Origin of the sequence: Actinocrinis puniceicyclus, from assembly GCF_018283645.1 — a bacterium.
GTDB lineage: Bacteria > Actinomycetota > Actinomycetes > Streptomycetales > Catenulisporaceae > Actinocrinis > Actinocrinis puniceicyclus.
In genome coordinates, this window is record NZ_JAGSXH010000007.1 from 48,107 (window position 1) to 62,419 (window position 14,313).

A 14,313-nucleotide genomic window follows, 5' to 3' on the forward strand; every position below is an offset into this window, starting at 1 on the left:
GGATGGCGTTCCGATCACGCTCGAGCCGTCGGTCAGGCTCCCGGCGTGTGGTGCTCCGCGGCGGACTTGCCGTCAGCTCCGGTGACGGCGTGCCCGCCGAACTGGTTGCGCAGCGCGGCGACCATCTTCATCGAGGGCGAGTCCTCCTGGCGGGAGGAGAATCGCGCGAACAACGCTGCGGTGATCGCGGGAAGCGGTACGGCGTGGTCGATGGCCGCCTCGACCGTCCAGCGGCCCTCGCCGGAATCCTGCGCGTAACCGCGCAGCTTCTCCAGATGCTCATCCTGGTCGAGTGCGGCGACCGCCAGGTCCAGGAGCCAGGAGCGGATGACGGTGCCTTCCTTCCAGGAGCGGAACACCTCGCGCACGTCGGTGACCTCGGGCACCGCCTCGAGCAGTTCCCACCCCTCGGCATAAGCCTGCATGATCGCGTACTCGATGCCGTTGTGCACCATCTTGGAGAAGTGTCCTGCGCCGACCGCTCCGGCGTGCACGAACCCGAACTCGCCCTCCGGCTTGAGCGCGTCGAAGATCGGCTGAACCTTCGTCACGTCGGCGTCGTCACCGCCGACCATCAGCGCGTAGCCGTTCTGCAGCCCCCACACACCGCCGGAGACTCCGGCGTCCACGAAGCCGATGCCTTTGGAGGCAAGGTGTTCGGCGTGCTTCTTGTCGTCCGTCCAGCGTGAATTGCCACCGTCCACCACGACGTCGCCTTCGGACAGCAGTTCGCCGAGTTCTTCGATGGTGGATTGGGTGGCGGCGCCGGCCGGGACCATCACCCACACCGCGCGCGGGGCGGAAAGTGCGCTCACCAGATCCTTGAGCGAGCCGACGTCCGACAGTTCGGGGCTGCGGTCATAACCGACCACCGTGTGCCCCGCGTGGCGGATGCGCTCCCGCATGTTCCCGCCCATCTTGCCCAGCCCGATGAGTCCGAGTTCCATGACGCCTTCCCTCTGCTGTCCGTATGCCGTGGACTGCCGCGCGGTCCGATCGACTTCGTCTTGGCTGCGTTGTGATTTCCGGATCGACCGTATCGCCGGCGTGTGCTTGCCGCACACCGCACAGGATGCTCGCGCCGCGCCCGGTCTTTCTCAGCCGGAGAGCCGGATGGGCATGATCAGGTAGCGGTACGCGGGGTCGTGATCGGCGTCCACGGCAGGGCGCCCGGTCAGAACGGCCGGCTTGGTCGACGTCGTGTATGACAACTGCGCAAAGGGTGCGTCGATCGCCCCGAGACCTTCAAGCAGGTAGCCCGGATTGAAGGCAACGGAGATGTCTTCCTCGTCGAAGACCGCGTCCATCGTCTCCGAAGCCTGTGCCTCGTCCCCTGAGCCGGCCTCCAGCGTCACCTGACCCGCGGAGAAGTTCAGCCGGATCGGCGTGTTGCGCTCGGCGACCAGCGCTACCCGCTTGACCGCCTCGATCAGCGGGGCGGTCTCGATGACGGCCGCTCCGGTGTACTCGGAGGGGAACAGCGCGTTGTACTTGATGAACTCGCCTTCGAGCAGCCGGGTGGTGGTGCGCCGACCGCCCGCCTCGAAGCCGATGAGTCCCTCGCCCACCGCGCCGTCCTCGCCGGACAGGGCGATGGTCACCCACTCGCCGGAGGTGAGGGACTTGGCGATGTCGTAGAGGGTCTTGGCGGGGACCAAGGCGACCGCTTCCGCGTCGGCGCGCTCCGGCTTCCAAAGGATCTCGCGCACCGCCAGGCGGTAACGGTCGGTCGCCGCCAAGCGCAGCGTGTCGCCGTTGATCTCGATGCGGACTCCGGTCAGGAACGGCAGTGTGTCGTCCTTCCCGGCGGCGACCGCGACCTGGGACACGGCGTTGGCGAACGTGTTACCGGCGATCGCGCCGCTGGCCCCGGGCATCTGCGGCAGCGCGGGGTAATCGTCCACGGGCATGGTCTGCAGGGTGAAGCGCGAGGTGCCGCACACGAGGGTCACCTTCGAACCCTCGGTGGTGATTTCCACCGGCCGATTCGGCAGCGATCGGGTGATCTCGGCGAGCAGCTTGCCGGAAACCAGTGCGGTGCCCTCCTGCTCGATCTCGGTGGACACCTCCGACCGGGCAGAGACCTCGTAGTCGAAGCCGGAGACTGTCAACTGGCCGCTCTCGGCGCGCAGCAACAGGCCGGCGAGCACGGGGGCGGGCGGCCTGGCCGGCAGCGAGCGGGCGGTCCAGGCGACCGCGTCGGCAAGTACGTCGCGTTCCACTCGGAACTTCACCGGTATCCGCCTCCTGGCAGTGGGCGCCGCTGATCTGGCGGCTGTGTGAGAGCTGTGTACGGGGCCGTGGCGAGCAGTGGGGGCCAAGGCGCGGGGACCGGCCGACCGCGCATCCACGGCGGACACCATCATGCCGCCTTCCCCCGACAAAAGTTGCCCTGCCCGGGTGGTTGCCGAGCGGTGGAGGGTTTTTCCACAGGCGGTGGATGGAAGAACGGCGGATGAGGGCTCCCCCGCCGCTGCAAGCGCCACCTTACCGGGACCGCAGGAGGTTGGACCTCGGACGACCGGTCGAGGTTTTCCACAGATCAGGCGGGAAGCTGCTGAAGTTCGGGTTTCGGTTCTATATATCTGTAGTCGTAGTAGTAGGCGCTGTGGATATGTGGAAAAGCGCTCTTAGTGCAGCTCAGTCCGCGAATTTTCGTCCACAGGGCTTGTGGAGAACCTGGGGATAATTGGCGGCGGCCTGTGGATGGCGAAAAGTTGTCCCCACAGTTTCCACAGCCGCGCCCCGGTTTTGCACAGGCTGTCCCCAAGTTGATCACCAGGCTTGGGGATAACCTGTTCACTCGGACGAGTTACGACGCCCAGACCTGCACCGTTTATGCACAGAAGTTATCCCCAGGTATCCACAGGATGTGGGAAACCCGAAGCGCCAGACTCGATTGTGTCTGTTTTGTCGGCTTTCTCGACTATGCACGCATCACTGCGTCGATGGGTACATTAGTCGACTCATTCAGGCCAGCCGGAGGTGACACGCCCGGATCCGGACGAAAAGAACCGACCGAGCGCCTGTGGACAATCGTTGTGCGCGGTCTTGTTACCGCGTATGCGGCGTGAGATAGGGCATTGAACCGACGCCCTAGATATCCACAAGGGCGTGTGGATAACATGCCATCTTTTCCACACCCTGTGGATACGTAACTACGTTAGTTAGGGGATCGCTCAGCCACGCATCGACTTGATGCGGTTCGTCAGTTCGGTGACCTGGTTGTAGATCGACCGACGCTCGGCCATGAGCAGACGGATCTTGCGGTCGGCGTGCATGACCGTGGTGTGGTCGCGGCCGCCGAACTGCTGCCCGATCTTGGGCAGCGACAGGTCGGTCAGTTCCCGACACAGGTACATGGCGATCTGGCGCGCCGTCACCAGGACCCGGCTGCGCGAAGTGCCGCACAGGTCCTCCATGGAGAGTCCGAAGTACGCGGCGGTCTGCGCCATGATCGTCGCGGTGGTGATCTCGGATCCCGCGCTGTCCGGAATCAGGTCTCTCAGCACGGCCTCGGCGAGCGGGAAGTCCACCGGCGCGCGGTTGAGCGAGGCGAAGGCGGTGACTCGGATCAGCGCCCCCTCCAGTTCGCGGATGTTGGTGGAGATCTTGCTGGCGATGAACTCCAGCACCTCCGGCGGTGCGTTCAACCCCTCCTGCGCGGCCTTCTTGCGAAGGATCGCGATGCGCGTCTCAAGTTCGGGCGGCTGCACGTCGGTGATCAGGCCCCACTCGAAGCGCGAGCGCAGCCGGTCCTCCAGCGTCGTCAGCTGCTTGGGCGGCCGGTCGCTTGAGATGACGATCTGCTTGTTCGAGTTATGCAGCGCGTTGAAGGTGTGGAAGAACTCCTCCTGCGTGCCTTCCTTGTTCTCCAGGAACTGGATGTCGTCGATCATCAGGATGTCGACGTCGCGGTAGCGCCGGCGCAGAAGGTCCTGTTTGCCGTCGCGGATCGCGTTGATGAAGTCGTTGGTGAACTCCTCGGTGCTGACGTACCGCACCTTCGTCCCTGGATAGAGCGATCGCGTGTAGTGGCCGATCGCGTGCAGCAAGTGGGTCTTGCCGAGACCGGAGTCACCGTAGATGAACAACGGGTTGTACGCCTTCGCCGGAGCCTCGGCGACTGCGACCGCGGCGGCGTGGGCGAAGCGGTTACTGGAACCGATGACGAAGGTCTCGAACAGATACTTCGGGTTGAGCCGGGCGTTCTCGCCCTCCCTTGAACCCGTCTGCTTGCCGTGCGGTGCGAGCCCTTGCCGCGGCGGGTGCGCGTCGTCCGCCGAGGACCCGTCGCGGGCCTCGGTGAACTCGGGGCTGCGCGTCGGCGTCGGAATCGGCGGTTGGCCGGCGCCGGGCTGTGCCGCGCCCTCGGGATCCAGGTGTGAGCGTTCCTCCGGCGCGGGCGCGAACGGCAGCCGAGCAGCCTGCTGAGCCGGCGCCGGCTTGGCGGCCGCGACGGTCACCGCAATGCGCATCTCCTGGCCGAGGATCCGCCCGAGCCCGGAGGTGATCAGATCGCGCAGCTTGGTCTCGAGCACTCCTTTGGAGAACTCGTCTCCGACGCTCAGCAGTGCGGTGTCGCCGACGAGCGCCATCGGTACGATCACCCGAAGGAAGGCTCGGTCCCCCGGGCTCACCGAGTCAGCCGCGTCGACGTTCGCCAAGAACGTGGCCCACACCGACGTGAAGTCCAGGGGGATGCCGTCCGCCGCAGCGGAACGGGAATTGTCGTCAGGCACGGCTACCACTCACGGGTCGGGTTTGGGCAGGGGTCGCGCCCGTCCACAAGTTTTCCACAAGTCCTGTGGAAAACTCGGTGTCTGGCTTGGCAGGGTCGCCGGTGTCTCTTCCGGGGATGTCGCGCCGCCTGGCCCGTGTCTGAAGCGGCGACGATATGTGCAGATCAGACATGGTGGGAACCTGGTCTCGGGCGACTCGACCGGCATTAGTGACTCGCATGACGGTAGCCATCCCGCGCGCCCTGTTCAACTTGTTGTCCACAGGCTGTGCTTAAGGTCGCGCGCCTGATGTGTGTCGTCCGGTGACGTGCCTGTCCTGCGCTCACAGGCAGCTTCGCTCGGTGCCCGTGGGTGATCGGATTGAGCGGTTTGACCCATCGCCGATCGTCCGCGTACCGTAAGCAGGTCGAGATGCCGACCGGTGTTGTGTCATGCCTGGGCAATGGATGCTTTCTGCAGGACATTGCGGGCCAACCGGAGCAGCAAGCGCTCCACACGACGGCCACTGGGCATCGAGGCGTTGAGGACCGTTGTCAGCACCTGTCTGGAGCCCCAGTGACCAAGCGCACCTTCCAGCCGAACAACCGGCGTCGTGCCAAGACCCACGGCTTCCGGCTGCGCATGCGTACGCGCGCCGGCCGGGCCATCCTCTCGTCGCGCCGGGCCAAGGGCCGACGCAACCTTTCTGCCTAGTTCCCAGGTGCTGCCCGCAAACCGCCGCGTGAAGCGGGGCGAAGACTTCGCCCTCGCGATGCGTGGCGGGCGCCGGGCGGGCCGGTCGACCCTCGTCGCACACCTGTGGTCGGCCGACCTGGACACCCCCGAGCCGCGCGTTGCCGTAGCCCGCACGGGTCCTGCCCGTGCGGGCTTCGTCGTAAGCAAGGCCGTCGGGCCCGCGGTAACCCGCAACCGGGTCAAGCGCAGGTTGCGCCACCTGGTGGCAGCCAGGCTCGATCGGTTGCCGGGCGGCTCGGTCCTGGTTGTTCGGGCGCTTCCCCCGGCTGCTGCGGCCGCGGGCGACGAACTCGCTCGAGACCTCGACTCGGCGCTGCGCAGACTCGGGGGAAGCGGATGAAATACGTGCTGATGGGATTGATCCGCCTTTACCAGCTGACGATCTCGCGCATGCTGGGTCCGGTATGCCGCTACTACCCGAGCTGTTCGCACTATGGGTACGAGGCGATCTCGGTGCACGGATCGGTCAAGGGCACGATCCTAACGGCGTGGCGGATCCTGCGGTGCAATCCGTGGAGTGCCGGAGGCGTGGACCCGGTGCCTCCGCACGGAGCGTGGCGGATAGTGGATGTGGATGGGGACGCTGCTTCGGCGCGCCGTTCCGTGTGAGGTTTTCGTGGGTCTTGAGTCGAGCCGAGGAGCCTGACCGTGTCGTCTCTGTATTCGTTGCTGGATCCGTTGATCTGGGGCGTCAGTTGGATCATCGCCGGATTCCACAAGCTGTTCAGCCTGGTGTTCCTGCCGGACAGCGGTTGGGCGTGGGGTCTGTCGATCGTCTTTCTGACCCTCATGATCAGGGCGGCCCTCATCCCGCTGTTCGTCAAGCAGATGAAGTCCATGCTCGCGATGCAGCGGATCCAGCCTGAGGTCAAGAAGCTCCAGGACAAGTACAAGAAGGAACTGGACCGGGCCAAGTTCGACCCGGCCAAGAAGAACGAGATCCGGCAGCGTCAGCAGCGCGAGATGATGGCGCTCTACAAGGAGCACGGGACCAACCCGTTCGCCAGCTGCCTTCCCCTCGTGGTGCAGTCGCCGTTCTTCATGTCGCTCTACCGCATGTTGTACCTGGTGGCCAATGGCCGCTCGATCGGTGCGATGACCGCGGTGCTGGTGGCCAGCGCCAACAAGGCGCATATTTTCGGGGCGCCGATCTCGGCGCACTTCAACACTCCGGCGGCCCAACTCGTCGCGGTGGGTTCGACCAGGCTGACCGTACAGGTCGTGATCATCGCGATGACGGCGGTCTACGTGGTCACCCAGTTCATCACCCAGCGGCAGATGATCCTTAAGAACAGCGTGCCGGACAACCCGATGGTCCAGCAGCAGAAGATGATGATGTACGTCATGCCGCCGCTCATGGCGCTCTTCTGTTTCGTTGCCCCGGTCGGTGTGTTGATCTACCTGCTGACGACTAACTTCTGGACCATGGGCCAGCAGTTCTACATGCTGCGTAACGCGCCGCAGCCGGGTTCGAAGGCGCACGAGGCACACCTGGCCCGGAAAGCGGCCAAAGCTGCGCGACAGGCTACCAAGGGGGATCAGCCGACCGACGCGGTCCCCACGGCTCAGAGCGCGAACTCCACGGGCAAGAGCGTCAGGGACGGCAAGGCGGTCAACGGGACCGCGGCGAAGGTTGCGGGCGCCGACAAGGCGATGGACACGCACCAGATAGAGGACACTCGAGCCAGGACGCAGCGTCGTCAGCCGGTTCGCACCACGCGTAGCGGGCGGAAGAAATAGCTTTTCGGGAAGACCCCCGAGGTGCCGCCCGGCGACGCGGGGCCAGGAGAGACGTAGGGAGTGCACGGTGACGGAATCGGCCGTCGAGGCGGAGCAGGCGGTGTCCGCTGAGCAGAATGAGGACGAGCTGACCCGGCTAGAAGAGGAAGGCGAGATCGCAGCCGACTATCTCGAGGGGCTGCTCGACATCGCTGATCTCGACGGGGACATCGACATGGATGTCGAGGGCGACCGCGCCTCGGTCTCCATCGTCGGCGCGGAGCTCGACCAACTGGTCGGACCGAACGGTGAGGTGCTTGAGGCGCTGCAGGAGTTGACCCGATTGGCGGTGACCCGGGAGACCGGCGAGCGCACTCGGCTCATGCTCGACGTCGGCGGGCACCGTGCCGCCCGGCGAGCCGCCCTGGAACGGCTTGGAGTCGAGACGGCTCGCAAGGTCAAGGAGACCGGGGAGCCGGTGAAGCTGGCACCGATGAGCCCGTTCGAACGCAAGATGGTGCACGACGCCGTCGCGGCCGCCGGCCTGCGCAGCGAATCCGAAGGCGAGGAGCCAAACCGTCGGGTCGTGGTTCTGCCAGTGTGAAGCATGCCGTTGGAACCGGTCGGGCCGGCTCCGTCTCCATGGAGACGGAGCCGGCCCGTTTCTTGGGATGATGAATGCGTTACCGCGTCCGCCGGCGCTATGTGTTCCACGTGAAACCGAGGAAGATCTGATGCTCGAAGCGAAGCTTCCCGCCGCACCGGGAGCGGCCGTCGACCTTTTCGGTTCGGCGCTGCCGGTGATCCGGAGTTACGGAGAGCTGTTGGCTGGACCGGGCGTGGAACGAGGGCTGATCGGGCCTCGTGAGGTCGACCGCCTCTGGGAACGGCATCTGATGAACTGCGCAGCGGTGGTCGAGTTGATTCCGCATGGCGCGCATGTGGTCGATGTCGGCTCCGGCGGCGGACTTCCCGGCGTGGTGCTCGCCGCCATTCGCCCGGATCTCCGGGTGACTTTGCTGGAGCCGCTGCTGCGGCGCACCGCCTTCCTCGAAGAGTGCCTCGACGTTTTGGAGCTGGACAACGCGGAAGTGCTGCGGGCGCGTGCCGAGGACTGGGCTCGCCGGATGGGTGCGGATGTGGTCACTGCCCGCGCGGTGGCACCGACGGAGCGTTTAGTCGGATGGTGTCTTCCACTCCTGCGTCCAGGTGGCCGAATGCTTGCCTTGAAGGGAGAAGCGGCCGCGGATGAACTCGCCGCGGTTGAACCCACGTTGGCCGCACTCGGCGCCAAGTCCTGGAGAGTAGTCGATGTCGGCGAAACCCTTGGTAACGCCGCGACCCGTGTCATCCGCATCGACCTGGGCCCTGGGGGTTTCAAGCCGACTGGCGCCAGGCGAACGCGCGAGGGACAACGCTTTCGTCGCGGCGTGCATGGTTAAATGTGACACCGCCTCTCTGCGCGCACGTCTTACGTCGACCGCTCTGCTTGAGCAGCGCGGGTTTCACGTGAAACGTAACCCCAACGAGTGAGTTCCCGGGGAGACGCGCCGCGACTGACTCAGTAGTTTCTCCGACCGAGGCGGCGAGGGGACATGATGGTCGCGCACGGTCAGTACAGTGCTTTTGCAGAGGACGATCCCGGTCACGGCGATTCGGCCTCTGGGACAGGTCACGCGGAACCGGCCGGGGAGCCGCTTGCGCGAGGATGGCGGCTCGACGAGTCGCGGGACCTGCCGACGCCGCCTGACGGCTTCAGCTGGTCCTGGCAGCTCGACCCGCGGGCCCAGGACGCCGAACGAGCCGTCGTCTCGGCGACGGAGGAAGAGAGTTGGCCGATGCCCTACGACGAGCCGCCCGCCGCGGGAGCGCCTGACATCCACGTGGTGCGTCCCGAACTGGACACAGATCTGCTGCACGGCGGCCGCGGCCGAGCCGAGGACACACCGATCGCCCGTGAGGCGGAGGCGGCGCTGGCTGCGCTCTCCCGTAGCAGCGCGGAGTTGCCGAAGCCGAGCCGTACCCGCACGTTCGTGGTGGCGAATCAGAAGGGCGGAGTGGGAAAGACCACTACCACCGTCAACATCGCGGCCGGCCTGGCACAGGGTGGGTCCAAGGTGCTGGTGGTGGACCTCGATCCACAAGGCAACGCCTCCACCGCGCTGAATGTGGACCACCACTCAGAGATCCCCTCGATCTACGACGTTCTGATCGAGCGGTACTCGATGGATGAGATCGTCCAGCCGGTCAGCGACATCGAGGGTCTCTTCTGCGCGCCCGCCACCATCGATCTGGCCGGAGCCGAGATCGAACTGGTCTCCATGGTGGCTCGGGAGAGCCGACTGCAGCGGGCGCTGTCCGTCTACCACAGTTCGATGGATTACATCCTGATCGACTGTCCGCCCTCACTCGGTCTGCTGACAGTCAACGCGATGGTGGCCGGGGACGAGGTACTGATCCCGATCCAGTGTGAGTACTACGCGCTCGAAGGACTTGGGCAACTGCTGCGCAATATCGAATTGGTGCGTGCGCACTTGAACCCCAACCTGCACGTCTCAACGATTCTGCTCACGATGTACGACGCGCGCACCCGGCTTGCATCTCAGGTTGCCGACGAGGTGCGCACCCACTTCCCTGACCAGGTGCTGCGTACCTCGGTGCCGCGTTCGGTACGCATTTCCGAGGCTCCGAGTTACATGCAGACGGTGATGACCTACGACCCGGCATCGACCGGGGCGCTGGCCTACCGCGAGGCCGCCCGGGAAATCGCGGAGCGTTGGGCGGCGCGGGAGAAGGTTTCCCGCATCCCCGTGCAGTTGGATGAGGGCAGCACTCATGTTGGGATCGACGCTGAGGTGAAGCGATGAACGACCGGCGACGGGGACTCGGCCGTGGACTCGGGGCGCTGATCCCGACCATGCCAGCGGAGGGATCCGATGGCGCCCCGGCGCTGACCGCACCGGCGGCAGCGCCGTCCGTGCCGCAACGGCGCCTGCCGCTCGGTGAGATCTACCGTCCGGACGCGGATCAGGAGCCGGAGCCCGCGGAGCCGGTTTTCGTGGCCGCGTCGATCGTGGCCGACGAGGTACCCGGCGCGCATTTCGCCGAGTTGCCGATCGACGCGATCGTGCCGAACGCGAAGCAGCCGCGCGATCACTTCGACGAGACCGCGATGGAGGAACTGGTCCACTCGATCCGCGAGGTGGGGCTGCTCCAGCCGATCGTGGTCCGTCCAGAGGGGCCGCGTGGGAACGGCAAATACGAGCTCATCATGGGCGAGCGCCGTTGGCGTGCCGCCCAGCGCGCCGGCCTTGACCGTATCCCCGCGATCGTGCGGGAGACCGATGACGAGCGGATGCTCCTCGACGCGCTGCTGGAGAACCTGCACCGCTCGCAGTTGAATCCCCTCGAAGAAGCCGCGGCCTACGACCAGCTCCTCAAGGACTTCTCCTGCACGCATGAGGAACTGGCTGACCGGATCGGCCGTTCCCGCCCGCAGGTGTCGAACACGTTGCGCTTGTTGAAGCTGCCGCCCAAGGTGCAGTTGCGCGTGGCGAGCGGCTTGCTCAGCGCCGGGCACGCACGCGCGTTGCTCGGACTGGACACGACGGAGGAACAGCAGCGACTGGCAGAGCGAATCATCGCCGAGGGGCTCTCGGTGCGCACGGTCGAGGAGATCGTGGCGGTGGGCGATCCGGAGAGCGACCGCGCTCGGGCCCCGCGCAGGGTTCGCGCGGGAAGCCGGGTCTCCCCTGAGCTGACGGACTTGGCCGGTCGTCTGTCGGATCGATTGGAGACGCGGGTCCGGGTGGATCTGGGCGCGCGTCGAGGCAAGATCGTGGTCGAGTTCGCCTCTCTTGAAGACCTTGAGCGCATTGTCTCGACCCTGGTGCCGGGGGAGCGTGTACGCGGTCGGGCCGGCGACTAGTGTTCCGGCGCGGGAAACTAGCGCGCTGACTCGGGCATGATGCGCGCGCGGGGGGCGACCTCTACACGCGAGCCCGGTGCGATAACACTGCCGATGGTCCCTCCTGTTTCACGTGGAACAGGGAGGACCATCTGCTTACTGAAAAGCTGTCGTCCGAGCCTGCACGATCGGCGACGTATCCGGAATAGTCGCCACCCCATATCTGTTCGTCTCCATGCAGCCACACGAAGAGGGAAGGTCAGCGAGCCGTGCCGCAGAACCAGGAAGAGCGCGCCAGCCAGACCCGCGAGGTCATCATCATCGGTTCGGGCCCGGCCGGGTACACCGCGGCCATCTATACCGCCCGAGCTGGTCTCAAGCCGCTGGTCTTCGAGGGTGCCGTGACCGCGGGTGGTGCGTTGATGAACACCACCGAGGTGGAGAATTTCCCGGGCTTTCCCGACGGTGTCATGGGGCCGGACCTCATGGACAACCTGCGCAAGCAGGCCGAGCGGTTCGGTGCGGAGCTGGTGGCGGACGACGTCACCGAGGTGGAGTTGGTCGGCGAGGTAAAGCGCGTCGTCGACGGCGCGGGAGAGGCGCATCTGGCCCACACCGTCATCATCGCCACCGGTTCGGGCTATCGCGAACTGGGGTTACCCGACGAGAAGCGGTTGTCCGGCCACGGTGTCTCCTGGTGCGCCACCTGTGACGGGTTCTTCTTCCGCGAGCACGACATCGTCGTGGTCGGCGGCGGTGACACGGCGATCGAGGAGGCCACCTTCCTCACTCGCTTCGCCCGCTCGGTGACCGTCGTGCACCGCCGCGACCAACTGCGGGCAAGCAAGATCATGCAGAATCGTGCTTTCAGCAACCCGAAGATCTCGTTCGCCTGGAACAGCGAGGTGGTGGGGATCGAGGGTGAGGACCGTGTCAGCGGCGTGCGACTGCGGGACACCGTGACCGGCGAGGAGCGCACGCTCGACGCGACCGGTTTGTTCATCGCCATCGGACACGAGCCCCGTAGTGACCTGTTCCGCGGCCAGCTCGATATCGACGCCGAGGGCTACATCAAGGTGGAGTCGCCGAGCACGCTCACCAACCTGCCCGGGGTCTTCGCCTGCGGCGACGTGGTGGACCACGTGTACCGACAGGCGATCACCGCGGCAGGTACCGGCTGCTCAGCCGCGCTCGACGCCGAGCGTTACCTCGCTGCACTCAAGGACGGCGCGCCCGCAGTCTGATCCGTGGCAGCACGACAGCAGAACCGTGCGGTGTACGGCCACGCGGCCGCGGTGGCATCAGTTCGGAATGGACACTGGGAGACAACAAGAATGTCAGACCTCAAGCATGTAACGGACGCGTCCTTCCAGCAGGACGTGCTCGACAACTCCAAGCCGGTGCTGGTGGACTTCTGGGCGCCGTGGTGCGCCCCCTGCCGGATGATCGCGCCCATCCTGGACCAGATCGCCGTCGAACACAGCGACTCGCTAGAGATCGTCAAGGTGAACATCGATGAGAACCCGCAGATCGCGGCGAAATACGGGGTGCTGAACATCCCGATGCTCAACGTCTACGTCAAGGGCGAGGTCGCCAAGACGATCGTGGGGGCCAAGCCCAAGCGGGCCCTGCTCAACGACCTGCAGGACTTCATCTCCGCCTGAGCGCCGCCGCTGTTCGGCTCTGCTTCGCGCACCGCTGCACCCGTCGGGCTGCCGAGCAATTCGACTACTTCACCACCAGGCCCTGGGCCAGCACCTGGTAGTTCTGCGGCGTGCACGGCTGTGCGTACACCACGGCGCGCACCGTCGAGGGATCACCAACAAGGGCATACACGACAAGCACCGCGGGAACTGCGGAATAGTCACCGTTCACTACTGCCAGCGGTTGACCGCTGCCGAACGTCGGGTCTGAAATGCACGGCGAGTTGATGCGCGCGCGCGGAGTCATTCCGGCAAGAGCCTGCTTCACCCAGACAGCGAGCGGCGTGGAAGGGGCGAGCACCTCGGGTGAACCCGCAGTCCCCTCGGCACGACGAGCGCCATTGTTGTCGAGCTTCTGGTACGGCCGCGGGGCGGCGCTGCCAGCGGACGCCCTGCCGGCCGAACTGCCCGAGGAGGTGAGATTCGCCGCCAGTACCACGCCTCCGGCGGTCGTGGCCAGTGCGGCCATTGCCCAGCCGAGACCGCGGGAGAACCGGACCCGGCCGCGAGCCCGGACGGAGCGGGAAGAGGACGCGTCCTCTTCGGCCGGCGTGGTGGGCGCCCGCTCAGCCGCCTCGCGGGCGAGCGCGGCGTCGATCCGCAGCGCGACCTCGTGCGGCAGTTGCGGCCGCTCCAGCGTTGCCAGGACGGTCAGCAACTGGCTGAGCGTGTCCAGGTCGCTTTGACAGGTCGGGCAGTCCCGGAGGTGTTCTGACGAGCTCTCAGCGGTCGGCTGGGAGCCTTCCGCCACTGCTGACAACTCATCGGCCGACAAGTGGACGCCGGGCTTCCCAGGGGGCTCGTGTGCCGTTGTCACCGCACACCTCGTTCCATCGGTTCCGGGCTGTCCCCGACGCCCGCGCCGGCGCCGCCCCGGCCGGGAGTCTGTTCTTGGACGGGCGCGGCCGCCGGCTGGTTCCGCAGCTCCGCCAGGAGCAGCGCCAACTTCGCCCGGCCGCGCGCGCAGCGGCTCTTGACCGTTCCGGCCGGGATGTCGAGTGCCTGTGACGCCTCTTCCACCGACAATCCCTCGACGTCGACTGCGACGATCGCCGCCCTCTGATCCGGCGGCAGCGAGGAGAGTGCCTCCTCCAACACGATGCGGAGTTCGCGATTCGCCACCATGTCTGACGGATCGCGCACCGCGCGCTGCCACGCGGCCGACTGTTCATCGGGGTAACGAACGGTCGGGCGTGCTGCTTTCCGCCGCACCCGATCCAGACTCGCGTTCACCACGATCCGGTAGAGCCACGTGCCGACCGCGGCTTCGGAGCGGAAAGCGGCGACTGCGCGAAACGCGGAGACCGCGGCATCCTGCAGGGCGTCGGCAGCTTCTTCGGGATCGCCCGTGGTGCGCAACGCGACCGCCCAGAGGCGGTCACGGTGACGATTGAACAGCTCGCTGAACGCCTCGCGGTCGCCGCCGATGTGCCGGGCGATCAGCGCGCGATCGGCGTCGTCGTCGAGCGCACGCTGATCGTCGCCGCGCCGTGATCGCATTCGCTCC

Annotated in this window: 15 protein-coding genes; 10 read left to right on the forward strand and 5 right to left on the reverse strand. The window is 66.2% G+C overall.

What is annotated here, in order from left to right; all coding sequences use genetic code 11:
• Nucleotides 1–32 precede the first annotated feature (32 nt).
• The 3 genes from gnd to dnaA form a co-directional block, all read right to left on the reverse strand.
• Nucleotides 33–1,064, reverse strand: a complete 1,032-nt coding sequence (gnd, locus tag KGA66_RS03585) for a phosphogluconate dehydrogenase (NAD(+)-dependent, decarboxylating) (RefSeq protein WP_312886717.1) — start codon at nucleotides 1,062–1,064, stop codon at nucleotides 33–35.
• A 33-nt stretch (nucleotides 1,065–1,097) separates the two neighbouring features.
• A complete protein-coding gene (gene dnaN, locus KGA66_RS03590) occupies nucleotides 1,098–2,234 on the reverse strand; it encodes a DNA polymerase III subunit beta (RefSeq protein ID WP_211464439.1) in 1,137 nt (378 codons plus the stop codon).
• 945 nt (nucleotides 2,235–3,179) lie between these two features.
• Nucleotides 3,180–4,742 (reverse strand): chromosomal replication initiator protein DnaA, encoded by a 1,563-nt coding sequence (dnaA, locus tag KGA66_RS03595; protein ID WP_312886718.1) that lies wholly within the window; start codon nucleotides 4,740–4,742, stop codon nucleotides 3,180–3,182.
• A gap of 555 nt (nucleotides 4,743–5,297) precedes the next feature.
• Between dnaA and rpmH the strand changes: the two genes are divergently transcribed.
• The 10 genes from rpmH to trxA all read left to right on the forward strand — a co-directional run bounded on the left by rpmH (nucleotide 5,298) and on the right by trxA (nucleotide 12,767).
• Nucleotides 5,298–5,435: a 50S ribosomal protein L34 gene (gene rpmH / locus KGA66_RS03600; RefSeq protein WP_211464442.1), complete on the forward strand. Its 138-nt coding sequence runs from the start codon at nucleotides 5,298–5,300 to the stop codon at nucleotides 5,433–5,435.
• A 7-nt stretch (nucleotides 5,436–5,442) separates the two neighbouring features.
• Nucleotides 5,443–5,817: a ribonuclease P protein component gene (gene rnpA / locus KGA66_RS03605; protein ID WP_312886719.1), complete on the forward strand. Its 375-nt coding sequence runs from the start codon at nucleotides 5,443–5,445 to the stop codon at nucleotides 5,815–5,817.
• A complete protein-coding gene (gene yidD, locus KGA66_RS03610; RefSeq protein ID WP_211464446.1) occupies nucleotides 5,814–6,086 on the forward strand; it encodes a membrane protein insertion efficiency factor YidD in 273 nt (90 codons plus the stop codon). Before rnpA ends, yidD begins: the two co-directional genes overlap by 4 nt.
• A 39-nt stretch (nucleotides 6,087–6,125) precedes the next feature.
• Nucleotides 6,126–7,217 (forward strand): membrane protein insertase YidC, encoded by a 1,092-nt coding sequence (gene yidC, locus KGA66_RS03615; protein WP_312886720.1) that lies wholly within the window; start codon nucleotides 6,126–6,128, stop codon nucleotides 7,215–7,217.
• Nucleotides 7,218–7,284: 67 nt separating this feature from the next.
• Nucleotides 7,285–7,800, forward strand: coding sequence for a Jag family protein (locus KGA66_RS03620; RefSeq protein WP_312886721.1), 516 nt, complete (start codon nucleotides 7,285–7,287; stop codon nucleotides 7,798–7,800).
• 130 nt (nucleotides 7,801–7,930) lie between these two features.
• The gene (gene rsmG / locus KGA66_RS03625; RefSeq protein WP_211464448.1) at nucleotides 7,931–8,638 is read left to right on the forward strand and encodes a 16S rRNA (guanine(527)-N(7))-methyltransferase RsmG; all 708 of its coding nucleotides are present in this window, start codon (nucleotides 7,931–7,933) and stop codon (nucleotides 8,636–8,638) included.
• 396 nt (nucleotides 8,639–9,034) lie between these two features.
• Complete coding sequence (locus KGA66_RS03630; RefSeq protein WP_211464450.1) at nucleotides 9,035–10,063, forward strand: ParA family protein; 1,029 nt, start codon at nucleotides 9,035–9,037, stop codon at nucleotides 10,061–10,063.
• Entirely contained in the window at nucleotides 10,060–11,124 is a 1,065-nt protein-coding gene (locus tag KGA66_RS03635; protein WP_211464452.1) for a ParB/RepB/Spo0J family partition protein, read from the forward strand. The genes KGA66_RS03630 and KGA66_RS03635 overlap by 4 nt, the downstream gene beginning before the upstream one ends.
• A gap of 248 nt (nucleotides 11,125–11,372) precedes the next feature.
• A complete protein-coding gene (gene trxB, locus KGA66_RS03640; RefSeq protein ID WP_211464453.1) occupies nucleotides 11,373–12,347 on the forward strand; it encodes a thioredoxin-disulfide reductase in 975 nt (324 codons plus the stop codon).
• A 90-nt stretch (nucleotides 12,348–12,437) separates the two neighbouring features.
• Nucleotides 12,438–12,767: a thioredoxin gene (gene trxA / locus KGA66_RS03645; protein WP_211464455.1), complete on the forward strand. Its 330-nt coding sequence runs from the start codon at nucleotides 12,438–12,440 to the stop codon at nucleotides 12,765–12,767.
• Between the two features lie 64 nt (nucleotides 12,768–12,831).
• On the opposite strand, the gene KGA66_RS03650 is transcribed toward trxA, so the two are convergent.
• Together KGA66_RS03650 and sigM are read right to left on the reverse strand one after the other, a co-directional pair.
• A complete protein-coding gene (locus KGA66_RS03650; RefSeq protein ID WP_211464457.1) occupies nucleotides 12,832–13,557 on the reverse strand; it encodes an RsmA family anti-sigma factor in 726 nt (241 codons plus the stop codon).
• A gap of 62 nt (nucleotides 13,558–13,619) precedes the next feature.
• Complete coding sequence (gene sigM / locus KGA66_RS03655; RefSeq protein ID WP_312886727.1) at nucleotides 13,620–14,234, reverse strand: RNA polymerase sigma factor SigM; 615 nt, start codon at nucleotides 14,232–14,234, stop codon at nucleotides 13,620–13,622.
• Nucleotides 14,235–14,313 lie beyond the last annotated feature (79 nt).

Coding starts and splice junctions, on each gene's coding strand:
- yidD (WP_211464446.1), top strand. CDS start 5,814: ATGAAATACGTGCTGATGGGATTGATCCGCCTTTACCAGCTGACGATC.
- rsmG (WP_211464448.1), top strand. CDS start 7,931: ATGCTCGAAGCGAAGCTTCCCGCCGCACCGGGAGCGGCCGTCGACCTT.
- KGA66_RS03630 (WP_211464450.1), top strand. CDS start 9,035: ATGCCCTACGACGAGCCGCCCGCCGCGGGAGCGCCTGACATCCACGTG.
- trxA (WP_211464455.1), top strand. CDS start 12,438: ATGTCAGACCTCAAGCATGTAACGGACGCGTCCTTCCAGCAGGACGTG.
- KGA66_RS03635 (WP_211464452.1), top strand. CDS start 10,060: ATGAACGACCGGCGACGGGGACTCGGCCGTGGACTCGGGGCGCTGATC.